This is a genomic window from Streptomyces sp. NPDC001351, assembly GCF_042896045.1.
Classification (GTDB): Bacteria; Actinomycetota; Actinomycetes; order Streptomycetales; family Streptomycetaceae; genus Streptomyces.
The window spans coordinates 78,432-102,290 of the sequence record NZ_JBIAWS010000002.1 but is presented as its reverse complement, the minus strand read 5'-3'; the positions used below and the strand labels follow the sequence as shown (position 1 = coordinate 102,290).

Here is a 23,859-nt window from a genome sequence, read left to right as displayed (position 1 = left end):
GTTTCGTACACCAACCTAGGCGTTCAGAGCAGCGAAACGCAAACGTTTCGATGCGATGCAACCGGGGCGTACGAAAAATTCACATGGAGCGGCTCACCGCTCGTACAGAGCCTCGATCTCCGCCTCGAAGTCCCGCATCACGGCCTCCCGCCGCAGCTTCATCGACGGCGTCAGATGGCCCTCCTCCTCCGTGAAGTCCCGGGGGACGACGACGAAGCGGCGGATGGATTCCGGGCGGGAGACGAGTTTGTTCGCCTCGTCGACCGCGCGTTGCAGGATCCCCCTCAACTCGTCGTCGTCGAGGAGGAGTTCCGCGGGGACGGGGTGCCGCCCGTTCATCCGGCGCCAGTGGTTGACGCCCTCCATGTCGAGGGTGATCAGTGCGGCGATGTACGGGCGGCGGTCGCCGACGACCATGCACTGGGAGATCAGGGGGTGCGAGCGGAGCCAGTTCTCCAGGGGCGCCGGCGCGGTGTTCTTGCCGCCCGCCGTGATCAGGATCTCCTTCTTGCGTCCGGTGATCGTGAGGTAGCCCTCGTCGTCGAGGCGGCCGATGTCGCCCGTCGGGAACCAGCCGTCCGCCGAGGAGGGGATCACTCCGCCGCCGTGCGGGTCCCAGTAGCCGCGGAAGACCTGGCCGCCCTGCAGGAGGATCTCGCCGTCCGCCGCGATACGGACCTTCGTGCCGGGCATGGGCCAGCCCACCGTGCCCAGGCGGGGCTTGAGGGGCGGGGTGACCGTTGCGGCGCCGGTGGACTCGGTGAGGCCGTAGCCCTCGTAGATCTCCATGCCTGCGCCCGCGTAGAAGGCGGCCAGACGGCGGCCGAGCGGGGAGCCGCCGGAGATGATGTGGCGGATACGGCCGCCCATGGCGTTGCGGATGCGGCGGTAGACGAGCGGGTCGTAGAGGGCGCGGGACGCCTTGAGGGCGGCGCCCGGGCCGGAGCCGGTGCCGGCGTGCCGGGCCTCCATCGCCTCGCCGTAGCGGACGGCCACGCTCGCCGCGCGGTCGAAGGCGGCCACCCGGCCGCCGGTCTCCGCCTTGGCGCGGGCGTTGTTGTAGACCTTCTCCAGCATGTACGGGATGCAGAGCAGGAAGGTCGGCCGGAAGGTGCCCAGGTCGGCCAGGAGGTCGTCCGCCTGGAGGCTCGCGGCGTGGCCCAGGCGGACCCGGGCGCGGATACAGGCGATCGCCACCATGCGGCCGAACACGTGCGACATGGGCAGGAAGAGGAGCGTGGCGGGGTCTTCCGACTTCGACTTGAAGATGGGGTAGAGGAGTTCGGTCGCGTTGTCGACCTCGGCGAGGAAATTGCCGTGCGTGAGCACACAGCCCTTGGGGCGGCCGGTGGTGCCCGAGGTGTAGATGACCGTGGCCAGCGTGTCGGGGACCAACATCCCACGGCGGACGGCGACTTCCTGGTCGGGGACGGGTGTGCCGAGTTCGGCCAGCCGCTCCAGGTGTCCCTTCTCCACGATCCACATGTGCCGCAGGTCGGGCAGACGGCTGAGCTCCGGGCCCAGGGCCGACGCCTGCCCGGCGGTCTCCGTCACCAGGGCCACCGCGCCGGAGTCCTGGAGGATCCACCGGGTCTGGTAGACGGAGGAGGTCGGGTAGATCGGGACGGTGACCAGGCCAGCGGCCCAGGCGGCGAAGTCGAGGAGCGTCCACTCGTAGATCGTCCGCGCCATGACGGCGACACGGTCGCCGGCCACCAGCCCTTCCGAGATCAGGCCCTTGGCCAGGGCCAGGACCTGCTCCGCGAACTCCGCCGCGGTCACGTCCGCCCAGTCCCCGTCCAGCGTACGGCGGCTGAGGACACGGGCGTCGGGTGCCGCCTCCGCGTTGTCGAACGGCAGGTCGGCGAGCGAGCCATGGGTGGGCGGCGGGACGAGCGGCGGGACCGACGCCTCACGCACTTCGCCGTCCAGCCGTCGTATCTCGGGCTCCACCAGCTGGGGGACGCCGTCGTAGTCGGACGCGGACGGGTAGGGCACGGGCACGGACATGGCAGCTCCTGGGGCGTGCAGCTCGGTACCGCTGTGCTGTTGTACGTACTACGCGTACCGAGACGTTCACCAGCGGTGTGCGGCTTCGGGGTTACCGCGGGTTACGCGATAGTACGTGCCCGGCATGGGGAGTTGGTGCGGGCCCTCCGGGGGTTTTGGGGTGGGGTTGTGCCGGGGGCTGCCGGTTGTCGTCTGCGGCTGCGTCGTGGCTTGTCGCGCAGTTCCCCGCGCCCCTTTCAGGGCGCTCCAGCACCGGAGGGGTCATAGAGCCGCTCGATCTCGCTCGCGAACTCCTCGGCGATTGCTTCCCGTTTCAGCTTCATCGATGGAGTCAGATGGCCCGCCTCCTCCGTGAAGTCGACCGGGAGGATCGTGAAGCGGCGGATGGATTCCGGGCGGGAGACCAGTTTGTTGGCCTCGTTCACTGCGCGTTGCAGGACCTGTCGCAACTCCTCGTCGTCCAGGAGGAGTTGGGCCGGGACGGGGTGCTTGCCGCGCATGCGGCGCCAGTGGCTGACGCCCTCCATGTCGAGGGTGATCAGGGCGCCGACGTAGGGGCGGGCGTCGCCGACGACCATGACCTGGGAGATCAGGGGGTGGGCGCGCAGCCAGTTCTCCAGCGGGGCCGGGGCGACGCTCTTGCCGCCCGCCGTGATCAGCAGCTCCTTCTTCCGGCCGGTGATGTAGAGGTAGCCCTCCTCGTCGAGGCGGCCGATGTCGCCGGTGGCCAGCCAGCCGTCGACGGTCGCCGGGACGACGCCGCCCGCGTTCGGGTCCCAGTAGCCGCGCAGGACGTGGTCACCGGCCAGCAGGATCTCGCCGTCGGCGGCGATACGGACCTTCGTGCCCGGTATGGGCCAGCCCACCGTGCCCAGACGGGGTTTGAGCGGCGGGGTCACGGTGGACGCGCCCGTCACCTCCGTGAGGCCGTAGCCCTCGTAGATCTCGATGCCCGCCCCGGCGTAGAACGCGGCCAGCCGGCGGCCCAGCGGGGAGCCGCCGCAGATCATGTAGCGGACCCTGCCGCCCATGGCGCCCCGGATACGGCGGTAGACGAGCGGGTCGTAGAAGGCGCGGGCGGTCCTCAGCGCGGCGCTCGGGCCGGGTCCCGTGCCGGCGTGGCGAGCCTCCGCGGCCTCCCCGTAGCGGCGGGCCACGGCCGCCGCGCGGTCGAAGGAGGTGACCCGGCCGCCGGTCTCGGCCTTCGCGCGGGCCACGTTGAACACCTTCTCCAGCATGTACGGGATGGCGACGAGGCAGGTCGGGCGGAAGCTCGCCAGGTCGGGGAGGAGTTCGTCCGCCTTCAGGCTCGGCGCGTGACCCAGCCGCACCCGGGCGCGTATGCAGGCGACCGCGACCATGCGGCCGAAGATGTGCGACATGGGGAGGAAGTGCAGGATGGACGCCTCTTCGCTGGTCCGCGAGCGGAACACCGGGTAGAGGAGCTCGATCGCGTTGTCGACCTCGGCGAAGAAATTGCCGTGGGTGATCGCACAGCCCTTGGGGCGGCCGGTGGTGCCCGAGGTGTAGACGACGGTGGCGAGCGTGTCGGGGCTCAACATCCCACGCCGTACGGCCACTTCCTGGTCCGGCACCTGGCCGCCCTGCTCCGCCAGCCGCTCCACATGGCCCTTCTCTATGGCCCACAGGTGCCGCAGGTCGGGCACCCGGTCGAGTTCCGGGCCGAGGGCCGCCGCCTGGGCGGAGGTCTCCGTGACGAGGGCGACCGCGCCGGAGTCCTGGAGGATCCACCGGGTCTGGAAGGCCGAGGAGGTCGGGTAGATCGGGACGGTGACCAGACCCGCGGCCCAGGCGGCGAAGTCGAGGAGCGTCCACTCGTAGATCGTCCGCGCCATCACGGCGAGCCGGTCCCCCGGCACCAGCCCCTCGGCGATCAGCCCTTTGGCCACCGCCAGCACCTCGTCGGCGAACTGGGCCGCCGTGACGTCCGCCCACCGGCCCGACTCCGCGCGGCGGCTGAGCACCGTGTCGTCCGGGGCGATGCGGGCGTTGTCGAAGGGCAGGTCGGCGAGCGAGCCGTAGGTCACCGGCGGGACGAAGGGCGGCACGGAGACCTCGCGCACCTCTCCGTCCAGCCGCCGGATCACGGGCTCCACGAGAACCGGCGTGCCGTCGTACGTCGTGGAGTGGACGACGGCGGGCACGGACGGCTGCGAGGTGGACACGGGCGACTCCAGACGTTCACCAGAGTTGCCCTGCGGGGGGAGTCACCGCAGGTCGGGGGAGGTGATCGTACGGCGCGCCCGTGATGAGCCGGTGTGGGTTCCAAGGTGGTCCGGCGGCGGGGATGCGTCGGGGATGTGCAAGCTCGTCGCTCTTCTTGCCGATAAGAGCCGTACCGGACGGTATGGTGAACGTTTTTCAGCTTCTGACCTCCCCCCACCTGCCCTTACCTCCGGTAACCTGACTCTGGAGTAAGCAGAGCGCCCGTGGGGAGTTTTCGGTATGTCGATGTCCGTCGTGCTGCCCGGTACCCCGGCCCTCGGGCCCCTGTTCGCCCGCGGCGCCCTGCTGTCCCCCTTCAAACGCCCGCGCCCGGACGCCGACTTCCCCCGCAGCCGGCTCGTCCTGCCCGGACTGCGCATCGACCTCGCGCGGCTGGCGGCGTACGAGCGGGTGTGCGGCTTCGCGACCGGCGAGGACGCGCTGCCGCCGACCTATCCGCAGGTGCTGGGCTTCCCGCTGGCCATGCGGCTGATGAGCGACCGGGGCTTCCCGCTGCCGCTGCTCGGCCTCGTCCACACCTCGATCGAGATCACGCAGCGGCGCGCGCCCGCGGCGACCGGGGAGTACGAACTCGCCGTGTACGTCGGCGGGCTGGAGCCGCACCGGCGCGGCACCGAGGCCTCGGTGATCACCGAGATGCGGGCCGGCGAGGAGGTCATATGGGAGTCACGGAGCACGTATCTGGCGCGGCACCGGACGCAGCATTCCGGCGAGCCGACCGGGGACGACCGCGAACAGCTGCCCGCCGTGGCCGAGTGGCGGCTGGCCGCCGACGTCGGGCGGCGGTACGGCGCCGCGTCCGGCGACCGCAATCCCATCCATCTGCACCCGCTCACCGCCCGCCTCTTCGGCTTCCCCCGCGCCATCGCGCACGGCATGTGGACGGTGGCCCGCTGCCTCGCCGCGCACGGGGTGCCTGAACGGGCCCGGGTGGAGGCGCGGTTCAGGGCGCCGGTGCTGCTGCCCGGGACGGTGACCTATGCGGCGGACGGGGAGCGGTTCGAGCTGCGCGGGAGCGGGGGCCGCGTCCATGTGAGCGGAAGTGTCAGCGGCCTCCAGGCGGCTGACGGCACGTCATGACTCCGGGGTGTGCGGCGGCGACCAGGGCCGCCCGTCCATGAGGTTGCCCAGGCCCGCCCAGGCGAAGTTCATCAGGGTGGCCGCCGCCTGGCGGGCCGTGGTGCCGGGGGTCGCGTTGGCCCAGGCGGCGAGGGCTTCGGCGGCTCCGACCAGGGCCTCGGCGAGCCCGGCGACCTCCCGCTCGGGGAGGTTCGGATTGCGGTGGGCCTCCCGGGCCGCGACGACGATGAGCTGTGTCACGAACGCGACGATCTCCTCGCGCATCGCGGTGACCTCGGCCGCGAAGGGTTCGCGGGTACGGGCCTGCAGATGCAGGACTGCCCAGCCGTCCGGGTTCTGCGCGGTGTGCGTGAAGAACGCCCGCAGCCCCTCCCAGAGCTGGCGGTCGGCCGGCAGCTCGGGCATGACCCCGGCCCTGACGGCCTCGACGAGCGCCGTCGCCTCCCGGCGGATGCACGCCGTGAACAGGTCTTCCTTCGAATTCAGGTACAGGTACACCAACGGCTTGGACACGCCCGCCAGTTCGGCGATCTCGTCCATCGACGCGGCCATGTACCCACGCTGCCCGAAGGTCCGCACGGCGGCGTCCATCATCTGCTGCTCACGGACCGCCCGCGGCATCCGCTTGGTCTTCACGGCACCCATGGGGCAAGGGTAATTGGGAGCGGGCTCCCGCAACCCCGCTAGGAAGCCTGGGGTGCCTGGCCCTGCGCGCGGCTCGCGTCGTCCGCCTCGTCCTCCTGGGCCGCGTTCGCCGCGAAGCCGGCCTTCATCCGGTCGACCCGCTCGACGACCTTCACGGAGGCGCGGTCGCGCTCCCTCCGCAGGACGACGAAGCTGATGGGGGCGGAGATCACCAGCGACAGCAGGACGAGCCACATGAAGTTGGAGGCGCCGTAGCCGCGCGGGACGATGCCGGAGTAGACGAGGCCCCAGACGACCACGAAGCAGCCCGCGAAGATCCCGAGGCGCATCAGCGTGTAGCGGAGCATCTCAATCCACTCTTCCGTCAACGGTACGAACATTCCCAAAGGGCACCGTCCAGTGAAGCACGCCCGGGACCCGATCTTGCAGGGGGGTGTGCGGGACCTCAGCCCAGCGACAGCAGCATGAAGACGTCGTCGCGGTAGTCGTCCGGGGCCACGCGGATGGCGCCGGGGACCCGGCCGACCTCCTTGTAGCCGCAGGAGCCGTAGAACCGCTCCAGACCGTTCCCGCCGCGGCAGGTGAGCCGGATCGCGTCGATGCCGTCGAAGCCGCGGGCCGCGTCCTCGGCGGCGGCCAGGAGGTCCCGGCCGTACCCCTTGCCCTGGTGGCCGGGGTGCACCATCACCGTGTACAGCCACACCCAGTGCTGCATCAGCCGGTGGGTGTTGAAGCTGAAGAAGGCGGTCGCCGCCACCGCCCCGGACTCGTCCAGACCGACCAGCAGCCGGCTGCGCCCCTCCGCCATGGCGACGAAGTGCTTCACGAGCTCCGGTCGTACGTCCTCGGCCGTGACCGGCGGTACGAAGCCGACCGAACCGCCCGCGTTCGAGACGTCGGCCCACAGGTCGAGGATCCCGTCGCGCAAGGCGGGAGTGACGGCGGGGTCGAGAGTGAAGGTAAGGGACACCGCGTAATAGTAAGCATTACGGCAGCGCCCGCGCCGCCACTTCCAGATCCGAGACGAGTCCCCGGTAGGCCGCCTCCCTGTCGTCCGCCCGCAGTACGGCCGAGGGGTGCACGGTCGGCACCAGCCGCTCCCGCCTGCCGTGGATCTCCTCCTCCAGGACCGTCCCGCGCACCTGCGTGACCCGGAACGAGGAGCCAAGCAGCGCCTTCCCGGCGGTCGCCCCCAGCACCACGATCAGCTCGGGTTCGACCACGGCCAGCTCGGCGGCCAGCCACGGCCCGCACGCCGTCATCTCCCGCAGGCTGGGCGCCTTGTGGATACGGCGCTTGCGGGGTTCGGCCCGGGTGAACTTGAAGTGCTTGACGGCGTTGGTGACGTACGCGTCCGCCGGGTCCAGCCCGGCCTCGGCGAGAGCCCGGTCGAGCAGCTTGCCCGCGGGGCCGACGAAGGGCTTGCCCTGACGGTCCTCCTGGTCCCCGGGCTGCTCGCCCACAAGCATCACGCGCGCGTGAGCGTTCCCCGCACCGAAGACGGTCTGCGTGGCGTCCCGGTGCAGCGGGCAGCCACGGCAGTCCGCCGCTGCCCGGCGGAGGGCGGGTAGACCGCCGCGCTCAGGGAGAAAGGGTTCGGCGGTATAAGCGGCTTCGGGAGCCTTCGTAGCCATGCGGCCCGGGTACCCCCCTCAGGGGCGCGGGACCGTGTCTTTTTGCGGCTCCGCCGCGGGGCGCGACAAGCCCCCACGCACCCGCAGCCGAAAACGAGCCGAAGCCGTCAGACCCGCATAGGCTGCGGCGACTCCCGACGAGCCGGGTCGGGCCCCTCGTACTCCCGAATGATCTCGTACCGAGTGTTCCGCTCCACCGGCCGGAACCCGGCGTCCCGGATCAGATCCAGCAGATCCTCACGGGTCAGCTTGTTCGGCGTGCCGTAGTTGTCGGCGTCGTGGGTGATCTTGTACTCGACGACCGACCCGTCCATGTCGTCCGCACCGTGCTGCAGCGCCAGCTGCGCGGTCTGGACGCCGTGCATGACCCAGAAGACCTTGACGTGCGGGACGTTGTCGAACAGCAGCCGGGAGACGGCGAACGTCTTCAGCGCCTCCGCGCCGGTCGCCATCTGGGTGCGGGCCTGGAGCCGGTTCCGGACCTTCCCGTCCTTCATGTCCACGAAGTCGTGCTGGTAGCGCAGCGGGATGAAGACCTGGAAGCCGCCGGTCTCGTCCTGCAGCTCGCGCAGGCGCAGCACGTGGTCGACGCGGTGCCGCGGCTCCTCGATGTGGCCGTACAGCATGGTGCACGGGGTCTTCAGACCCTTCTCGTGCGCCAGGCGGTGGATGCGCGACCAGTCCTCCCAGTGGGTGCGGTGGTCGACGATGTGCTGGCGGACCTCCCAGTCGAAGATCTCCGCGCCGCCGCCGGTGAGGGACTCCAGGCCCGCGTCGATCAGCTCGTCCAAGATCTCGCTCGCGCTCAGCCCGGAGATCGTCTCGAAGTGGTGGATCTCCGTCGCCGTGAACGCCTTCAGCGAGACGTTCGGCAGGGCGGCCTTGAGCTCCCGCAGCGAACGCGGGTAGTAGCGCCACGGCAGGTTCGGGTGCAGGCCATTGACGATGTGCAGCTCGGTGAGGTTCTCGCCCTCCATCGCCTTGGCGAGCTTCACCGCCTCCTCGATGCGCATCGTGTACGCGTCCTTCTCCCCCGGCTTGCGCTGGAAGGAGCAGTAGGCGCAGGAGGCGGTGCAGACGTTGGTCATGTTGAGGTGCCGGTTGACGTTGAAATGCACCACGTCACCGTTCTTGCGCGTGCGCACCTCGTGGGCGAGGCCGCCGAGCCACGCCAGGTCGTCCGACTCGTACAGCGCGATGCCGTCCTCGCGGGTCAGCCGTTCACCGGCCCTGACCTTGTCCTCCAGCTCGCGCTTGAGCCCGACGTCCATACCCTCAACCTCTTTCTACGACAGCTCGGCCCAACCGTACTCCCCCACCCTTCGGGCGGGAGTGCCCCCATACGGCGCTCCGCGCCCAGGGACTCAGACCTCTTCCGGCAGCTCTCCGACCCGGTTCTCCCACTTCGTGGAGAGCACGATCGTCGTACGGGTGCGGGAGACGCCCTTGGTGCCGCTGAGCCGCCGGATGATCTTCTCCAGGCCGTCCACGTCGTTCGCCCGCACCTTGAGCATGTACGAGTCGTCGCCGGCGATGAACCAGCAGTCCTCGATCTCGCTGAGCTCCTTCATCCGCTGGGCCACGTCCTCGTGGTCGGCCGCGTCGGACAGCGAGATGCCGATGAGGGCGGTGACACCGAGGCCCAGCGAGGCGGCGTCCACGGTGGCGCGGTAGCCGGTGATGACGCCGGCCGCCTCCAGCCGGTTGATGCGGTCGGTGACGCTGGGTCCCGACAGGCCGACGAGGCGCCCCAGCTCCGCGTACGAGGCCCGGCCGTTCTCCCTCAGGGCCTGGATGAGCTGCCTGTCCACCGCGTCCATGCGATTCGATGCCTTCCGCTGAAGATTCCCGAGTAGATGAGAGGTACTGCGGCGTGCCCTACCGGCCGGCGCTCCCGCCGCCCAGTTCGCCCGCCCAGCGCCGGTACAGACCGTGCTCGACGCCCGCCGCGTCCAGCACCCGCCCGGCGACGAAGTCCACCAGGTCCTGGATGTGGGTGGCGCCCGCGTAGAAGGCGGGCGAGGCGGGCACCACGGTCGCGCCCGCGTCGTCGAGCGCCACCAGGTGCCGCAGGGTCTGACCGTTCAAGGGGGTCTCCCGTACGGTCACGACCAGCGGCCGGCGTTCCTTGAGCGTGACACTCGCCGCGCGCTGGAGCAGGTCCTTGGACAGCCCGAGGGCGACACCGGCCACACAGGCGGTGGAGGCGGGCACGATCAGCATGCCCTTGCTCGGGTACGAGCCCGAGGACGGCCCCGCGGCCAGGTCCCCGGCGGGCCAGTACCGCACCCCGTCGACGTCCGCGTCATAGACCCCGGGCTTGCCTTCGGCTCCCCGGCCGAGCCATTCCCGCAGGTCGTCCCGCCAGTGCGCGTCGCGGAACGAGATCCCCGTCTCGTCCAGCAGCGTGAGCCGCGAGGCCCGGCTGACGACCAGGTCCACGCTCTCGCCGGCCTGCAGGAGTGCGCGCAGCACCGACGCGGCATAAGGCGTGCCGGAGGCCCCGGACACCCCTACGATCCAAGGTGTACGCGCCGTCTCTCCTGGCTTGGCTGGGTTCACAACACCGAGCCTATCCGGCCTCGCAGCATGGGAACCGGTCGAGGGGGCTCGGGCGTTCTTCGGAGCGGGGACGAGTGAGTGGTGGGGGTTGCCATGGCGGACAGCGGGCTCGAGTGGTCGCGCACGGACCGGGCGAAGGCCGCGGCCAAGCTGATGGTGGGCTGGGTCGCGCTGCTGTGGCTGCTGGAAGTGGTCGACGTGATCAGCGGCCATGCGCTGGACGGCCTGGGCATCACCCCGCGCGAGCCCTCCGAACTGCTGGATGTCGTGCCCGCCGCCTTCATCCACTTCGGCTTCGCCCATGTGGCCGCCAACAGCGTGCCGCTGCTGGTCATGGGCTTCCTCGCGGCACTGGGCGGGATACGCCGGTTCGCCGCGCTGTGCCTGGTCCTCATCGTGGCGGACGGACTGGGCGTGTGGCTCATAGCCCCGGCGCACACCAACACGGCGGGCGCCTCCGGCCTGATCTTCGGCCTATTCGGCTTCCTGCTGGTCAGCGGCTTCGTGGAGCGCAGGCCGCTGGGCGTCGTGGTGGGTCTGCTGGTGGGTGCGGTCTGGGGTGGCTCGATCCTGCTGGGCCTGTCGCCCCTGCAGACGGGCATCAGCTGGCAGGGCCACCTCATCGGCCTGGCGGCGGGCGTGGCGGCGGCGTTCTGGTTCCGGCGGCGGCCTGTGGAGGCCCGCGCGATTCAGGGCTGAGGGCGGGCTTTCCGGTCGATCGGCAGGTGAGCGGTGGGAATCGTCAGCTTGCCGAGCGGGGAGTCGACGGTCAGGTCGGGGCCGTAGGGGATGGTGTCGCGGCCTCGGTAACCGTCGGGGCCGGGGTTCCACATCGTGACGGCGTGCCCCTTCAACGGGTCGAGGATCAGGTAGTTGGCGATGCCTCGGGAGGCGTACCAGCGCGGCTTGATCTCGTAGCCGCGGCGGACACTTTCCGGCGACACCACTTCGGCCACGAACTCGATCAGGTCCGGGGAGTACGCACCACGGTTCTCGTCCTCCGCCTCGGCCGGGATGACCGCGATGTCCGGGCAGAACTCGTTGGCGTCGTCAAAGGGGAACGCAACATCGCTCACCAACTCCCACACCGGCGCAAGCTGCGTTTCCAGATCCGCCGACACCCTCCGGATCGTCCTCCCGTGGAACGGCCTGACCGGGTTCATCACGATGCTGCCCTCGACAATCTCCGTCAGATAGCCGGGGAACATGTCCTCCAGCTTGCTGAGCTGCGAGTGCAGGCGGTCAAGGTCCGAGATGACAGTCACGGTGGCCTCCTGAGGTCCTGCCCTCGATGGTAGGCCGCACCGTACTTACACGGTCAGACCTCGAACCAAGAGATCAAGCAGCGCACACACGAACAGGGCTATCCCGATGAACCCGTTGACGCTGAAGAACGCGCGGTTGAGGCGGGACAGATCATGCGGGCGGACGATCGAGTGCTCGTAGACGAACGCGCCCGCGACGATCATCAGGCCGAACCACAAGAATCCGCCCGCGTCCGTCGCCACCGCGTACCAGACGAGCAGGGCCATGGTCAGCGTGTGACAGACCCGTGCGCCCCAGATGGCGGCCGGGATGCCGAAGCGGGCCGGGACCGACATGACGCCGATCTCGCGGTCCGTCTCGACGTCCTGGCAGGCGTAGATCAGATCGAAGCCGCCGATCCAGATGCCGACGGCCAGGCCCAGGATCGTGGCGTCCCAGGACCACTCACCGCTGATCGCCAGCCAGCCGCCGACCGGGCCCATCGCCTGGGCGAGGCCGAGGATGGCCTGGGGGAAGTTCGTGAAGCGTTTCCCGTACGGGTACACCACCATCGGGATCACCGCGATGGGGGCCAGGGCGAAGCAGAGCGGGTTGAGCAGGGCCGCCGATCCGAGGAAGACGGCGACCGCGATCAGCGCACCCGTCCAGGCGTGCTTCACCGACATCGCGCCGGTGACCAGCTCCCGCTGCGCCGTGCGCGGGTTCCTGGCGTCGATCTCGCGGTCGATGATCCGGTTCACCGCCATCGCGAAGGTGCGCAGGCCCACCATGCAGACGGTGACCAGGAGCAGCCGCCCCCAGTGGATGTTCCGGTCCCACTGGAACATCGCGGTGAGCGCGGCGATGTAGGCGAAGGGCAGCGCGAAGACCGAGTGCTCGATCATCACCAGGCGGAGGAACGCCTTGGTGCGTCCTGGCTGCGGGATCGCGGCGGAGGCGCTGCTCACAGGCCGTACTCCTTCCAGCGGCGGTCGACCTTCGCCGCCGTCTCCGGGTCGGACAGGACCATGTCGGGCCAGCCGCCGTCGCGCGTGTAGCCCTCCTCGGGCCACTTCTTCGTCGCGTCGATGCCTGCCTTGCCGCCCCAGAACTGCTGGTAGGAAGCGTGGTCGAGGTGGTCGACGGGGCCTTCGACGATGCTGAGGTCACGGGCGTAGTCGGTGTTGCCGAGCGCGCGCCACGCGACCTCGTGGAGGTCGTGGACGTCGCAGTCGGAGTCCACGACCACGATCAGCTTCGTCAGGGACATCATGTGTGCCCCCCAGATCGCGTGCATCACCTTCTGCGCGTGCTTGGGGTACTTCTTGTCGATCGAGACGATCGCACAGTTGTGGAAGCCGCCCGCCTCGGGCAGGTGGTAGTCCACGATGTCCGGCACGATGATCTTCAGCAGGGGCAGGAAGAAGCGCTCGGTCGCACGACCGAGCGGTCCGTCCTCCGTCGGAGGCCGGCCTACGACGATCGACTGAAGCAGCGGCCGCTTCCGCATCGTCACGCAGTCGATCTTCAGGGCGGGGAAGGGTTCCTGAGGGGTGTAGAACCCGGTGTGGTCGCCGAAGGGCCCCTCGGGGAGCATCTCGCCGGGCTCCAGCCAGCCCTCGATGACGGCCTCCGCCTGCGCCGGCACCTGCAGCGGCACGGTCTTGCAGTCGACCATCTCGATCCGCTTCCCGGCGATGAACCCGGCGAAGAGGTACTCGTCGATGTCGCCGGGCAGCGGCGCGGTGGAGGCGTACGTGACGGCGGGCGGGCAGCCGAAGGCGATCGCGACGGGCAGCCGTTCGCCCCGCCTCGCCGCGACCTGGTAGTGGTTGCGGCTGTCCTTGTGGATCTGCCAGTGCATGCCGATGGTGCGCCTGTCGTGGCGCTGCAGCCGGTACAGGCCCAGGTTGCGGATGCCGCTCTCCGGGTCCTTGGTGTGGGTAAGCCCCAGGTTGAAGAAGGACCCGCCGTCCTGCGGCCAGGTGAAGAGGGCCGGCAGTTGGTCCAGGTCCACGTCGTCGCCGGTGAGGACGACCTCCTGGACGGGGGCTTCCTTCACCTTCTTCGGCGGGACGTGCGCCATCGCCCCGAGCTTCCCGAAGGCCTCGCGGACACCGACGAACCCGTGCGGCAGCTCGGGCCGCAGCAGCCCGCCGATCTTCTCGCTGATCTCTCCGTACGACTTCAGTCCGAGGGCCTTCAGCAGCCGTCGGTCCGTCCCGAAGACGTTCATCGCGAGGGGCATGGCGGAGCCCTTCACGTTCTCGAAGAGCAGCGCCGGGCCCCCCGACTTCTGCACCCGGTCGACGATCTCCCCGACCTCGAGATACGGGTCCACCTCGGCCTTGATGCGCTTGAGGTCGCCCTCGCGTTCCAGTGCCCTGAGCAGGGAGCGAAGATCGTCGTAAGCCATGCGTCCCAGTATCGCCGAGCCCCTCGGACCCCCGACGCCCGCCCCGCCCTCAGGCGGTTCGCCGGCGCTTGCGCTCGGCGGCCAGCCGGGCGGCCGCGCGGCGTGCCTCGGCGAGGCGGTGCGGCGAGTCCCAGGCGGACGCGACGCGTTCGGCCAGCGCGTAGTTCTCGGCCGCGGCCCCGTCCTCGCCGAGGAGCCGGTACAGGTCCGCGAGGGCGTGGGCGAGGGGCCGGGTCGCGTAGGCGGCGCCGGCCGTACCGGCGAACTGCTCGCGGACCGGGAGCAGATGCCCGATCAGCATGGCCGCCGTCTCCGTGTCGCCGAGCAGGACCGCGAGTTCGCAGCGGTAGTCCAGCTCCAGGCCGTAGAGGTGGTCCGTCACCGGTTGCGGCGCGATCGACACCGCGGCCGCCTCGTCCAGCCGTCCGCGTCGGGCCAGGACCAGGGCGTGCGCCACCGCGACCGGGGCGCCGATCTCCGCGTACAGGTCGCGGACGGCCTCCTCGATGTCGGCCGCCCGGCCCTGGGCGAGACGGATAGTGATCAGGCCCAGCGTGCGGGGGCCGGTGGCGTGGTGGGCGCCCACGCGCCGCAGCAGGCCGTCGGCCTCGGCGTAGCGGGCCTCCGCCTCGTCGAAGCGGCCGGTGACCGTGGCCAGCATCGCCGAGGTCGCGGCGGCGATGCCCTGCGCCCACACCATGCGGTAGCGGCGGGCCAGTTCCAGGGCCTCGGTGTTGTGCCGGCGCAGCCCGTCGGGGTCGTTGCGGGTCGCGGCGGTCATGCCGTCGAGGTGCTCGCAGACCCAGCGGTAGGCCGGCAGGTCGTGTGCCTCGGCCAGCTGCCGCAGTTCCGCGACGAGCGGTGTGCGCAGCGTGCCCTGTGCCTCGTGCGGGAGCAGCTTGGCGGAGGTCATCAACGCCGAGGCCAGCAGGCGCGGTTCGCCCTCGGCCCGGGCCAGTGCCAGTTGCGCGTGCGCCGCCCGTACGGCCCGCGGCGCCTCCTCGGCGGCCACGGCGTCGACGAGGACCTGCAGGACCCGGGCGCGGGTCGCGCCGTCGAGCGCGGGGTCGTCGGCGAGCCGTTCCAGCCGGGCCAGGGCGGTGCGGTCGAAGAGCCCCTCCAGCCGGGAGCGCCAGGGCGAGGGCTCGGTCCAGGCGCCGTAGACCGCGGCGACCAGGTCGTCCCGGCCGGCCCGCACCGCGAGGTCGACCGCCCGCTGCCGGGTGTGCCGGGCGGCGGCGGTGGAACCGGCCCGCAACTGTGCCGCCAGCAGCCGTACGTGGAGGGCCACCGTGTCGTCCGGGTCGGCGTCGGGGTCGGCCACGGCCGCCCGGTGTGCCTTGAGGGCGTGCTCGATCAGCTCGACGGCCACGTCGTGTGCGTACCGTCGCTCTGCCAGTTCGGCCGCCCGCAGCGCGTAGTCGACGGCCAGGGGCGCGTTCGCGGTCCGGCCCGTGCGGGCGAAGTGGAAGGCGAGGGCCGCGAGGTCGTGCGGGCGGTGGCGGCGCAGGCCCTGCGCGATGCGGTCGTGCAGACGGGCCCGCCGGACCCCGGACAGGTCGGTGTAGACGGTGTCACGGACCAGTGCGTGCACGAAACGGACCCGGCCCAGCGCGGGCTCGGTCAGCAGATCCGCTCTCACCGCGGCGTCGAGTCCCGCCAGCACGGTGTCCTCATCGGCGTCGGCCGCTTCGACGAGGAGGGCGACCTCGGCCTCCGGCCCCGCCACGGCCGCCAGCTGCAGCGCCGAGCGGGCCTCGGCCGGCAGCAGGGCCAGCCGCCTGCGCAGCACGTCCCGTACCCCCTGGGGGACTTCCGACACGGCCACCAGAGCGCCCTCGCCGACCAGCAGGCGGGCGCTCTCCAGGACGTAGAAGGGGTTGCCGCCGGTGCGTTCGGCGAGCGCGGTCACCGTGGCGTCGTCGACGGGTGCGCCGCAGACGGCGGTGACCACGGTCGCGACGTCCCGGGTCGACAGGCCGCCGAGCGGGATGCGCCGCGGGGCCCGCAGGGCGAGCCGGCCGAGGGTCTTGACCAGGTCCTCCCCGACCTCCGCCGGCCGGTAGCCGGCCACGATCAGCAGGGGTACGCCGGTGATCTGCGCGGCCGTCTCCAGGAGGGCCAGCGTCTCGCCGTCGCCGCGGTGCAGATCCTCCAGGACGACGGCGAGGGGCTGTGCGGCGGCCGCGTCCCGCAGCCAGGCGGCGAGGGCCAGGTGGGTACGGAAGCGGCCCGCGGCGGCCTCGTCACGCGTCATGGCGGCCACCGTCTCCGGCTCGTGCAGCAGGGCGGTCAGCTCCTCGGGGCGGGCCGGCGGCACGACACCGGCCAGGGCGCCGAGCGCCTCCACCCAGGCCCAGGCGGGCGGCGCGCCCTCGTACTCGGGGCAGCAGCCGATCACCACCGTCCACCCCGCCGCCCGCAGCCGTCCCGCGAACCGTTCGAGCAGCGCCGACTTCCCCGCGCCGGCCTCCCCGGTGACCAGGACGACACCGCCCGCGCGCCGGGCGGCCCGCGCGGCTGCGGCCGCGGCGCCCAGCTCGGCCTCCCTGCCGACGAAGAGGCCGCCCTCCTCCTCGGGCGCCGCGGCGGCAGCGGTCTCCAGCGGGGCGAGCGGTACGGCGGCGCGCAGCACGTCCAGCCGCCGGTTGAGCACGGCGTGTTCCAGCTCGGCCAGGGCCGGCCCGGGATCGCAGCCGAGTTCCTCCCGCAGCACGGCGGCGGCCCGGCGCAGGGACGCCAGGGCGTCTCCCTGGCGCCCGCAGGCCCACTGGGCGAGGGCGAGCAGCCGCCAGCCCTCCTCCCGCAACGGGCTCTGCCGTACGAGGACTTCGGCCGCCGGCACCGCTTCGGCCGGGTGTCCGGTGCGCAGGTCGGCAGCGACGGCCAGTTCGCGGGCCTGGGCGCACAGCTCGGTCAGCCGGGCCACCTCCGACTCCGCCCACGGTTCACTCGCGTGCTCCAGGAACGCCGGCCCTCGCCACCAGCCGAGCGCCTCGGACAGCAGCTCCCTCGCCCGGTCGGGCGGAGCGCTGCGGGCCCGGGACACCAGGGTCTCGAACCACCAGGCGTCCACCGCTTCGGCGGGCAGCCGCAGGGCATAGCCCGGCGGGGAGGTGACCAGCACGGACGCGGGCGCGCGCGGAAGCCGCTCCGGCTCCAGCAGGCGGCGCAAGTGGGACACGTAGGTGTGCAGGGACACGGTGGCCCTGGCCGGGGGCACCCCGCGCCACAGCTCGTCGATCATGCGGTCGACGGGCACCACCCGCCCGCCGGCCGCGACCAGCAGCGCGAGGACGGCCCGCTGCCGGGGAGCGCCCAGTTCGACGGTCCGCCCGCCGGCCTCGGCGCCCAGGGAGCCCAGGACTCGTATGCGCAGCACGCCGCGCGAATCTACCCGAGCGGTGGTCGCGGAGCGTGAACGGTCACTGAACGCCCTGGTCGGAGGCGCACCAAGTGCGGTGCCAAGTGGGCGCCAAGACGGCCGGGTGACGGTGGGCGTTCCTCATCGGAACCTCATCGTTGGAGCAGGCAGGCGTGTCCCGCAGTACCGCATTTCCCGCACCCTCGGGCCAACGGCCCTACACACACGAAATGGTGGTCGTCCACCGGGTCTTCCGGCGCGAGTCGGCGCTGGCTCCCCGGCTGGTACGGGCCGTGCCGGACGGCGGCACGGCCCGCGCGGCACAGGTGGCGGCCCACCTGGACGACTACGTCATGGGGCTGCACCATCACCACGCCCTCGAGGACGAGTTGATCTGGCCCCTGCTGCACGCGCGGGGCGCGGACGGCGGGCTGGTCGAGCGGATGGAGGAACAGCACCAGCGCATCGACCGGACGCTCGCGGTGGTGGCCGAGTGGCTGCCCGCATGGCTGCGCGAGGCGAGCCCCATCGCCCGGGAGGAACTCGCCCTGGCGCTGACCGAGCACCACACGGTGCTCGTTGAGCATCTCGACGACGAGGAGCGGCTGGTGCTGCCGCTGGTCGCCGAGCATCTGACCGTCGACGAATGGGAGCTGGTGGGCCGACGCGGGCTGGAGGAGCTGCCCAAGGACAAGGTGCTGCTGGCCGTCGGCGCGATCCTGGAGGACGCGACGCCCGAGGAGCGCGCCTACTTCCTCGGCCGGGCCCCGCTCCTCGGCCGCCTGATGTGGAGGCTCTTCGGACGGCGGAAGTACGCCGCGTCCTGCCGTGCCCTGCGCGGCCCACTGGACGAGGAGACGGGCCGGTGACCGTGCTCGCCTCCGCACCCCTCGACACCCTGGACGCCTACCGGACCTGCGAGTTCGTCACGCTCGGCCGGGACGGCGCACCGGTGGCCTGGCCCGCCGCGGTCCGGCGCAACGACGACGGGACGCTGCTGCTGACCACGTCCCTGGCGTTCGCGCAGAAGGCGCTGAACGTGCGCCGCGACGGGCGCGTGGCCCTGCTCTGGTCCGACCCCACCGGCAGCGGCCTCGAGGACGCGCCGCAGATCTTCGTCGGCGGCCTCGCCGTGTGCCCGGACGACATCATGACGGGACCGGAGGGCGCCGAGGACTACTGGCGGATGCTCTTCGAGCGGCAGCCGCACAGCCGGTCCTATCTCGCCCCCGGCGTCAGGCGGCTGATGGAGTGGTACTACCTGCGCCTGCTCATCACCGTCACCCCGGAACAGGTCGTCGTACGCCCTCCGCTGGCGTCCCTGCTCGCGGAGGGAGCGGCCACCGGGGCGGAGCCCGCCGCGCCTCCGCTCGGGGCCGGGCAGCTCGCCCGCTACCCGAGCGCGGTGCTGGCGGCCCGTGACAAGACGGGAGCGCCCGTGCTCGCCCGGACCCTGCCGATGGCGACGGACGCGGGCTTCGCACTGACGGTGCCCGCCGACTGCGCCGCGACGGCCGGCCCCGCCTCCCTGCTGGTGCACCGGCACGACGAGCGGCTCAACCACATGCGGAACACTCTCGTGCGCGGAGAGCTGCGGCAGGCCGGAGACGGCTGGCTGCTGGTGCCCGGCAGGGTGGTGGAGCCGATGGGCTCCGGACGACCGAGCGACGCGGTACGGGTGCTGCGCCGGACGAAGCAGGCCACCGCACGCTATCTGGAACGGCGTGGCCTGCCCCGGCCGCGGGTGCGGTGGGAGGCGTTCCGGGCACTGGCCGGCGGACGGGGGAGGAGTTGCGGCCACCCGCTACCCTGACCCCGTCACCGGGGCCGTACAGCGTCCCGTCACCGTCTCCTGGGGGATCGCACCACCATGATCAGGTATCTGCCGTTCCTGCTGGTCCTGGCGCTGTGGATCTATGCCTTCATCGACTGCCTGAACACCCCCGAGGAGCAGGTGCGCGCGCTGCCCAAGGTGGTCTGGGTCATCATCATCCTGCTGTTCGGGGAGGTGCTGGTCGGGCCGATCGCCTGGCTGGTCGCGGGCAAGTACCGCGGGCCCGTACCGGCGGGCGGATCCACGCCCTCCGAGTGGCACCGCAACCACCGCGCCCCGTTCGTCGCGCCCGACGACAACCCCGAGTTCCTGAAGTCCCTCAAGGAGGAGAACAAGAAGGACGAGGCGCTCCTCAAGGACTGGGAGGCCGATCTGCGCCGCCGCGAGGAGGAGCTGCGGCGGCGGGAGCGCGGCGAGGACCCCAAGGCGGACTGATGGAGCTGCGGCTGCTCGTCACCTTCGAGAAGGTCGCGACCGTGCTGAGCTTCACGCAGGCCGCGGCCGAGCTGAAGTACGCGCAGTCCAGCGTGACCAGCCAGGTACGGGCCCTGGAGTCGTCCCTCGGCACGGAGCTGTTCGACCGGCTCGGCAGCCGTATCCGGCTCACGGAGGCGGGTGAGCGGCTGCTCCCCTACGCCCGGCAGATCATCGAGCTCACCGAGGAGGCACGGGCCGCGGTCACCGGTACCGAGGAGCCCGCCGGTTCGCTGGTGGTCGGGACGATGGAGTCGCTGACCTCGTACCGGCTGCCGCCGCTGCTGGAGTTCTTCCACCACCGCTACCCCGGGGTGCGGCTCTCCCTGCGCACCACCATCGGCGACGAGACCCGCCAGGCGCTGCGGCAGGGCACGTACGATCTCGGCTTCCTGATGGAGGAGGCGACCGAGCATCCGGGGCTGGAGAGCGTGGTCCTGTGCGAGGAGCCGCTCGCGCTGGTCGCCGCGCCCCGGCACGCCCTCGCCGGGCGGGAGTTCGCCACCGCCGATCTCGTACGGCAGTCCCTTCTCGCGACCGAGCCGGGCTGCGCCTACCGGGACTTGTTCGAGCGGGAACTCACGTCGGCCGGTGAGCCGGTCGACTTCATGGAGTTCGGGACGATCGAGGCCACCAAGCGCGCGGCGGCGGCCGGCCTCGGGGTCTCGCTGCTGCCCGAGGTGACGGTCGCCGCCGAACTCGCCGAGGGGTCTTTGGTACGGCTGCCGTGGCAGCCGCCGTTCACGCTTCGGACGCAACTGGCGTGGCGGGCCGGGAAGCGGCTTCCGGCGCACGTACGGCTGTTTCTGGAGCAGGCGCGGAAGCTCGTGGCCGAGCAAGCGTGACCTTCAGGCTGGCCAGCACGATCAGCGGGACGCCCAGTGCCTGGACGAGGCCGATGTGGTGGCCGTACACCGCCCAGTCCATGACCATCGCGACCGCCGGGTAGACGAAGGCGAGCACGGCGATCTTCGAGGTCGGCAGCTTGGCGTAGGCGGCGTACATCAGGACGTACATCACGCCGGTGTGGAGGAAGCCGAGGCCGACCAGCCACCCCCAGTCCCAGCCGGTGCCGGCCATCGCGCCGAAGTCGGCGAAGGGGAGCAGCAGCGGGATGCCGACCAGGACCTGGACCAGGGCGATGAGGTGCGGGCGGACGCCGGTGATCCGCTTGGTGACCAGGGTGGACAGGCCGTAGAGGAGCGCGGCGAGGAGGGCCTGGCCGACGCCCTTGAGGTAGGTGCCGCCGCTGGTGAAGTCGGAGGGTGTGACGCCCGAGACCAGGATCAGGCCCGCGAAGGCCAGCGCGATCCAGCCGACCTTGGCGGCGGTGAGGCGCTCGCGGAAGAGGAGGGCGCCGAGCAGGACCACGTAGAACGGCTGGGTGTGGTAGACGACCGTGGCGACCGAGATCGAGGTGTTCTCGTACGACTGGAAGAGGAACACCCAGTTGAAGACGATGAACACGCCGCCCAGGACGGCGAGTCCGAAGGTGCGCGGGGTGAAGCCGTGGTCGCGGAGCCAGCCGCGGGCGAGGACGTAGGAGCCGAGCGCGAGGGCTCCGAAGACGACCCGGAAGAAGACGACATTGAAGGGCGAGGCGCCCGACTCGACGACGAAGACGCCGAGGGTGCCGGACAGCACCATCGCGGTCATCAGCTGGGCGACGCCCCTGCTCTCTGCGGACTTGTTCTGCGTGTTCATGTCCTGGACGCTACGAGCGGGCGGCGGCGCGGGTCCACGCGCCAGTGGGGCGTCCTGCCGATGGGGTCATCGGCGGCGCCGATGCCTACAGGTTGTACGCCGCGGGGCCCACCGAAGCGGACAATGCGCCCCTGTGCCCGGACCGGCCGGAACCGGACACTTACCTCGCATGACGACTGCTCCCGCCGACTCCTCCAGTACCCTCGCCCCCGCATACGGCGACAAGGTCATCGCCGTCGAGACGGCGGGTTCCGAGCCCATCCCCGACGCCGAACGCCATGGCTCGCCGTTGCAGCTGCTGTGGACCTGGGCGTCCCCGAACATCGAGTTCGCGACCGTCTTCATCGGTGTGATCTCGGTGCTGTTCTTCGGTCTGAGCTTCTGGCAGGCCACGGCCGCGATCGTGCTGGGCACCGCGCTCGGCGCCATCACGCAGGGCGTGCTGTCCCTGGACGGGCCGCGGTTCGGTGTGCCGCAGATGGTGATCGGCCGCTTCTCCTTCGGCCGCCTCGGCAACATCCTGCCGGCCGCGGCCAACGGCCTGGTGGCGGGCGTGGGCTGGTTCGCGGTGAACAGCGTGAGCGCGGCCTTCGCCCTGAACACGCTGACGGGCCTGCGCCCGCTGCCCTCGCTCCTCCTGGTGGTCGTGGCCGAGATCCTGATCGGCTTCATCGGCCACAACTTCGTCCACACCTTCGAGAAGTACGCCTTCCCGGCCCTCGCGGTGATCTTCCTGCTGGCGGGCGTGTGGACGTTCAAGGACGCGGACCTCGGCGGGGGCGGCACCGGCGGCGGCATCGGCGGCTTCCTCCTCGCCTTCAGCGCGGCCTGGGGCTACGCGGCCGGCTGGAACCCGTACGCCACGGACTACTCCCGCTATCTGCCGCGCACCGCGAACCGGTTCAGGACGGTCCTCTACCCGGCCGTCGGCCTGTTCGTGTCGGTCGCCCTCGTGGCGGTCATCGGCGCGGCCTCGGCGACCATCGTGGCCCCGAAGAACGCCACCCCGACGGCGGCCTTCACCGGTCATCTGCCCGGCTGGCTGGGCGACCTGGTGCTTCTCGCCATCATCCTCGGCGGCATCTCCGCGAACGCCCTCAACATCTACTCGGGCGCGATCTCCATCGCCTCCTTCGGCCTGAGGCTCCCCACCTGGCTGAGCCGCAGCGTGCTGGTCGTGGTGTCGGGTGTCGCCGGTACGGCGGCCGCCTGGGCGTCGCTGTCGGACGCGGGGTCGGCGTACGAGGCGTTCCTGCTGGTCATCGCGTACTGGGTGGCGCCGTGGCTGGGTGTCGTCCTGGTGGAGCGGTGGCTGCAGTCCCGCACGGCCACGGACGAGGAGCTGGCCGCCCGCCTGAACGACCGCTCCTTCACCAACTGGCCTGGCCTCGCAGCCCTGTTGATCGGCATCGCGGTGTCGGTCCCGCTCTTCTCCAACCAGGAGGACTACGTCGGTTACGTACCGAAGCACTGGCCGTCGTTCGGCGACATCACTCCGGTGGTCGGCTTCGTGGTGAGCGCGGCGCTGTATGCGGTGCTGCGGCGGACGAAGGCTCAGCTCCCGTCCAGCGGCTTGGCCTGATCCGCGTGCTCGACCCTGATGTACCGGCTGTTGTGCGCGCCGTAGGCCTTCTTGAGGATCGGTTCCGCCTTGTCGGGGTCGTCGACCCCGATGAGGACGAAGCCCCGTTCGTCCGCGGCGACCTCGCGCATCTCGAAGGTGCCGTCCCAGCGGTGCATGTCGTCGCCGATCCGGTCACAGAGGGCGTGGAGGGTTCTTCCGCCGACGTCGGTGTCGTGCAGCCGCACGGTCACGCCCCGCACGGCCGCCCCGCAGATCGCGTCGTCCAAGGCGGCTGAGGGCATGCGCCAGACGTCGACCGACCGGTGTTCCTCGTCGACGGAGAGGCCCGTGTAGACGTCCGGGTACTTCTTCCGGGCCAGTTCGTCGACGTGTACGACGACACGCGTCAGCGGGGTGCCGTCGTCGCGGTCGGGGAGGCTGTCGACCGGGCGGGTCCCGGCACACGTCCGGTCCGCGGCCGCGGACTTGATCCGGTCCGGGTCCGCCCTGAGGCCTGAGTCGGTGTGGCCGGCCCCCATGGCCTGGACGTACAGGCCCGCGGCCACCACCAGCGCGACGCTCGCTCCGGCCGATGCGATCCAGGTGCGGTTGCTGCCCATGTCCCCCTCCGTCCCCCGGTGCTGCCGTCAGCACTGTGACGCCGCAGGGGGCGAAGAGGTTCAGACCGTCGGTTCGTCCCGCAGGACGAGGTCCAGCAGACCCGGGAAGCGGGCCTCGAACTCCGCCCGCCGCAGGCGGTTGACCCGCCGGGGCCCCTCGTCGCGCTGCTCGACCAGGCCCGCGCCCCGCAGCACCACGAAGTGATGGCTGAGCGCCGCCTTGCCGACCGGCACGTCGAAGCTGCCGCAGCTGCGCGACCACTCCGCCGAGCCCGCCAGCTCCCTGACGAGGCTGATGCGTACGGGATCGGCGAGCGCGGCGAGCGCGGTCTGCACGGAGACGTCGTCGGGGTGGGTGTGCTCGGGGGCGGCCCGATGACTGGTGCGCTGTGCCACGCGGGCCTCCTTCACGCCTGGCCGAGGTTCACGTCTTGCCGACTGTTCGATGAAAATCATACAC

At 71.3% G+C, this 23,859-nt stretch carries 23 protein-coding genes; 7 read left to right on the top strand and 16 right to left on the bottom strand.

The window, feature by feature from the left end; all coding sequences use genetic code 11:
- Nucleotides 1–93 precede the first annotated feature (93 nt).
- The gene (locus ACFY1U_RS06005; RefSeq protein WP_390692938.1) at nt 94–2,010 is read right to left on the bottom strand and encodes an AMP-dependent synthetase/ligase; all 1,917 of its coding nucleotides are present in this window, start codon (nt 2,008–2,010) and stop codon (nt 94–96) included.
- A gap of 236 nt (nt 2,011–2,246) precedes the next feature.
- Nucleotides 2,247–4,196, bottom strand: coding sequence for an AMP-dependent synthetase/ligase (locus ACFY1U_RS06000; protein WP_390692937.1), 1,950 nt, complete (start codon nt 4,194–4,196; stop codon nt 2,247–2,249).
- A gap of 286 nt (nt 4,197–4,482) precedes the next feature.
- On the opposite strand from ACFY1U_RS06000, the gene ACFY1U_RS05995 reads away from it, so the two are divergent.
- Nucleotides 4,483–5,337, top strand: a complete 855-nt coding sequence (locus ACFY1U_RS05995; protein ID WP_390693653.1) for a MaoC family dehydratase — start codon at nt 4,483–4,485, stop codon at nt 5,335–5,337.
- Here ACFY1U_RS05995 and ACFY1U_RS05990 read toward each other — a convergent pair.
- From ACFY1U_RS05990 to ACFY1U_RS05960, 7 genes are all read right to left on the bottom strand, one after another.
- Nucleotides 5,332–5,982: a TetR/AcrR family transcriptional regulator gene (locus tag ACFY1U_RS05990; protein WP_390692936.1), complete on the bottom strand. Its 651-nt coding sequence runs from the start codon at nt 5,980–5,982 to the stop codon at nt 5,332–5,334. The genes ACFY1U_RS05995 and ACFY1U_RS05990 overlap by 6 nt on opposite strands.
- Before the next feature lie 38 nt (nt 5,983–6,020).
- Nucleotides 6,021–6,329, bottom strand: coding sequence for a DUF4229 domain-containing protein (locus tag ACFY1U_RS05985; RefSeq protein ID WP_390692935.1), 309 nt, complete (start codon nt 6,327–6,329; stop codon nt 6,021–6,023).
- A gap of 98 nt (nt 6,330–6,427) precedes the next feature.
- A complete protein-coding gene (locus tag ACFY1U_RS05980; protein WP_390692934.1) occupies nt 6,428–6,952 on the bottom strand; it encodes a GNAT family N-acetyltransferase in 525 nt (174 codons plus the stop codon).
- Nucleotides 6,953–6,968: 16 nt separating this feature from the next.
- Nucleotides 6,969–7,616: a UdgX family uracil-DNA binding protein gene (locus ACFY1U_RS05975; protein WP_390692933.1), complete on the bottom strand. Its 648-nt coding sequence runs from the start codon at nt 7,614–7,616 to the stop codon at nt 6,969–6,971.
- A gap of 107 nt (nt 7,617–7,723) precedes the next feature.
- Nucleotides 7,724–8,887, bottom strand: a complete 1,164-nt coding sequence (gene mqnE, locus ACFY1U_RS05970; protein ID WP_365833719.1) for an aminofutalosine synthase MqnE — start codon at nt 8,885–8,887, stop codon at nt 7,724–7,726.
- Nucleotides 8,888–8,980: 93 nt separating this feature from the next.
- Complete coding sequence (locus ACFY1U_RS05965) at nt 8,981–9,436, bottom strand: Lrp/AsnC family transcriptional regulator (protein ID WP_030945405.1); 456 nt, start codon at nt 9,434–9,436, stop codon at nt 8,981–8,983.
- A gap of 58 nt (nt 9,437–9,494) precedes the next feature.
- The gene (locus tag ACFY1U_RS05960; RefSeq protein ID WP_390692932.1) at nt 9,495–10,127 is read right to left on the bottom strand and encodes a UbiX family flavin prenyltransferase; all 633 of its coding nucleotides are present in this window, start codon (nt 10,125–10,127) and stop codon (nt 9,495–9,497) included.
- A gap of 144 nt (nt 10,128–10,271) precedes the next feature.
- Between ACFY1U_RS05960 and ACFY1U_RS05955 the strand changes: the two genes are divergently transcribed.
- Complete coding sequence (locus ACFY1U_RS05955; protein ID WP_390692931.1) at nt 10,272–10,877, top strand: rhomboid family intramembrane serine protease; 606 nt, start codon at nt 10,272–10,274, stop codon at nt 10,875–10,877.
- Here ACFY1U_RS05955 and ACFY1U_RS05950 read toward each other — a convergent pair.
- The 4 genes from ACFY1U_RS05950 to ACFY1U_RS05935 form a co-directional block, all read right to left on the bottom strand.
- The gene (locus ACFY1U_RS05950) at nt 10,868–11,386 is read right to left on the bottom strand and encodes a Uma2 family endonuclease (protein ID WP_390693652.1); all 519 of its coding nucleotides are present in this window, start codon (nt 11,384–11,386) and stop codon (nt 10,868–10,870) included. The two genes, ACFY1U_RS05955 and ACFY1U_RS05950, sit on opposite strands and share 10 nt — an antisense overlap.
- 102 nt (nt 11,387–11,488) lie before the next feature.
- Complete coding sequence (mqnP, locus tag ACFY1U_RS05945; RefSeq protein WP_390692930.1) at nt 11,489–12,391, bottom strand: menaquinone biosynthesis prenyltransferase MqnP; 903 nt, start codon at nt 12,389–12,391, stop codon at nt 11,489–11,491.
- Entirely contained in the window at nt 12,388–13,839 is a 1,452-nt protein-coding gene (locus ACFY1U_RS05940; protein ID WP_390692929.1) for a menaquinone biosynthesis decarboxylase, read from the bottom strand. Before ACFY1U_RS05940 ends, mqnP begins: the two co-directional genes overlap by 4 nt.
- A 49-nt stretch (nt 13,840–13,888) precedes the next feature.
- The gene (locus ACFY1U_RS05935; protein ID WP_390692928.1) at nt 13,889–17,221 is read right to left on the bottom strand and encodes a BTAD domain-containing putative transcriptional regulator; all 3,333 of its coding nucleotides are present in this window, start codon (nt 17,219–17,221) and stop codon (nt 13,889–13,891) included.
- A 212-nt stretch (nt 17,222–17,433) separates the two neighbouring features.
- Between ACFY1U_RS05935 and ACFY1U_RS05930 the strand changes: the two genes are divergently transcribed.
- From ACFY1U_RS05930 to ACFY1U_RS05915, 4 genes are read left to right on the top strand one after another with little or no spacing between them, the layout of a single operon-like run.
- Nucleotides 17,434–18,072 (top strand): hemerythrin domain-containing protein, encoded by a 639-nt coding sequence (locus ACFY1U_RS05930; protein WP_390692927.1) that lies wholly within the window; start codon nt 17,434–17,436, stop codon nt 18,070–18,072.
- Nucleotides 18,069–19,016, top strand: a complete 948-nt coding sequence (locus ACFY1U_RS05925; RefSeq protein WP_390692926.1) for a pyridoxamine 5'-phosphate oxidase family protein — start codon at nt 18,069–18,071, stop codon at nt 19,014–19,016. Before ACFY1U_RS05930 ends, ACFY1U_RS05925 begins: the two co-directional genes overlap by 4 nt.
- Nucleotides 19,017–19,073: 57 nt before the next feature.
- Complete coding sequence (locus tag ACFY1U_RS05920) at nt 19,074–19,472, top strand: PLD nuclease N-terminal domain-containing protein (protein WP_390692925.1); 399 nt, start codon at nt 19,074–19,076, stop codon at nt 19,470–19,472.
- Nucleotides 19,472–20,356 (top strand): LysR family transcriptional regulator, encoded by an 885-nt coding sequence (locus tag ACFY1U_RS05915; protein ID WP_390692924.1) that lies wholly within the window; start codon nt 19,472–19,474, stop codon nt 20,354–20,356. Before ACFY1U_RS05920 ends, ACFY1U_RS05915 begins: the two co-directional genes overlap by 1 nt.
- Here the strand turns inward: ACFY1U_RS05915 and ACFY1U_RS05910 are convergent.
- Entirely contained in the window at nt 20,253–21,215 is a 963-nt protein-coding gene (locus ACFY1U_RS05910) for a DMT family transporter (protein ID WP_390692923.1), read from the bottom strand. The genes ACFY1U_RS05915 and ACFY1U_RS05910 overlap by 104 nt on opposite strands.
- A 169-nt stretch (nt 21,216–21,384) precedes the next feature.
- Here ACFY1U_RS05910 and ACFY1U_RS05905 point away from each other — a divergent pair, with 169 nt between their 5' ends.
- Nucleotides 21,385–22,797, top strand: coding sequence for a purine-cytosine permease family protein (locus tag ACFY1U_RS05905; protein ID WP_390692922.1), 1,413 nt, complete (start codon nt 21,385–21,387; stop codon nt 22,795–22,797).
- Here the strand turns inward: ACFY1U_RS05905 and ACFY1U_RS05900 are convergent.
- Nucleotides 22,770–23,399 carry a hypothetical protein gene (locus ACFY1U_RS05900; protein ID WP_390692921.1) on the bottom strand — a complete coding sequence of 210 codons (630 nt, stop codon included), beginning with the start codon at nt 23,397–23,399 and terminating at the stop codon, nt 22,770–22,772. The two genes, ACFY1U_RS05905 and ACFY1U_RS05900, sit on opposite strands and share 28 nt — an antisense overlap.
- Nucleotides 23,400–23,459: 60 nt before the next feature.
- Nucleotides 23,460–23,795, bottom strand: a complete 336-nt coding sequence (locus ACFY1U_RS05895) for a helix-turn-helix transcriptional regulator (protein WP_365833707.1) — start codon at nt 23,793–23,795, stop codon at nt 23,460–23,462.
- Nucleotides 23,796–23,859 lie beyond the last annotated feature (64 nt).

Excerpts from the sequence above, each read along its gene's own strand:
- ACFY1U_RS06005 (WP_390692938.1), bottom strand. The coding sequence starts at position 2,010 with ATGTCCGTGCCCGTGCCCTACCCGTCCGCGTCCGACTACGACGGCGTC.
- ACFY1U_RS05995 (WP_390693653.1), top strand. The coding sequence starts at position 4,483 with ATGTCCGTCGTGCTGCCCGGTACCCCGGCCCTCGGGCCCCTGTTCGCC.
- ACFY1U_RS05990 (WP_390692936.1), bottom strand. The coding sequence starts at position 5,982 with ATGGGTGCCGTGAAGACCAAGCGGATGCCGCGGGCGGTCCGTGAGCAG.
- ACFY1U_RS05985 (WP_390692935.1), bottom strand. The coding sequence starts at position 6,329 with ATGCTCCGCTACACGCTGATGCGCCTCGGGATCTTCGCGGGCTGCTTC.
- ACFY1U_RS05975 (WP_390692933.1), bottom strand. The coding sequence starts at position 7,616 with ATGGCTACGAAGGCTCCCGAAGCCGCTTATACCGCCGAACCCTTTCTC.
- mqnE (WP_365833719.1), bottom strand. The coding sequence starts at position 8,887 with ATGGACGTCGGGCTCAAGCGCGAGCTGGAGGACAAGGTCAGGGCCGGT.
- ACFY1U_RS05965 (WP_030945405.1), bottom strand. The coding sequence starts at position 9,436 with ATGGACGCGGTGGACAGGCAGCTCATCCAGGCCCTGAGGGAGAACGGC.
- ACFY1U_RS05955 (WP_390692931.1), top strand. The coding sequence starts at position 10,272 with ATGGCGGACAGCGGGCTCGAGTGGTCGCGCACGGACCGGGCGAAGGCC.
- ACFY1U_RS05950 (WP_390693652.1), bottom strand. The coding sequence starts at position 11,386 with ATGTTCCCCGGCTATCTGACGGAGATTGTCGAGGGCAGCATCGTGATG.
- ACFY1U_RS05940 (WP_390692929.1), bottom strand. The coding sequence starts at position 13,839 with ATGGCTTACGACGATCTTCGCTCCCTGCTCAGGGCACTGGAACGCGAG.
- ACFY1U_RS05930 (WP_390692927.1), top strand. The coding sequence starts at position 17,434 with ATGGTGGTCGTCCACCGGGTCTTCCGGCGCGAGTCGGCGCTGGCTCCC.
- ACFY1U_RS05920 (WP_390692925.1), top strand. The coding sequence starts at position 19,074 with ATGATCAGGTATCTGCCGTTCCTGCTGGTCCTGGCGCTGTGGATCTAT.
- ACFY1U_RS05915 (WP_390692924.1), top strand. The coding sequence starts at position 19,472 with ATGGAGCTGCGGCTGCTCGTCACCTTCGAGAAGGTCGCGACCGTGCTG.
- ACFY1U_RS05910 (WP_390692923.1), bottom strand. The coding sequence starts at position 21,215 with ATGAACACGCAGAACAAGTCCGCAGAGAGCAGGGGCGTCGCCCAGCTG.
- ACFY1U_RS05905 (WP_390692922.1), top strand. The coding sequence starts at position 21,385 with ATGACGACTGCTCCCGCCGACTCCTCCAGTACCCTCGCCCCCGCATAC.
- ACFY1U_RS05900 (WP_390692921.1), bottom strand. The coding sequence starts at position 23,399 with ATGGGCAGCAACCGCACCTGGATCGCATCGGCCGGAGCGAGCGTCGCG.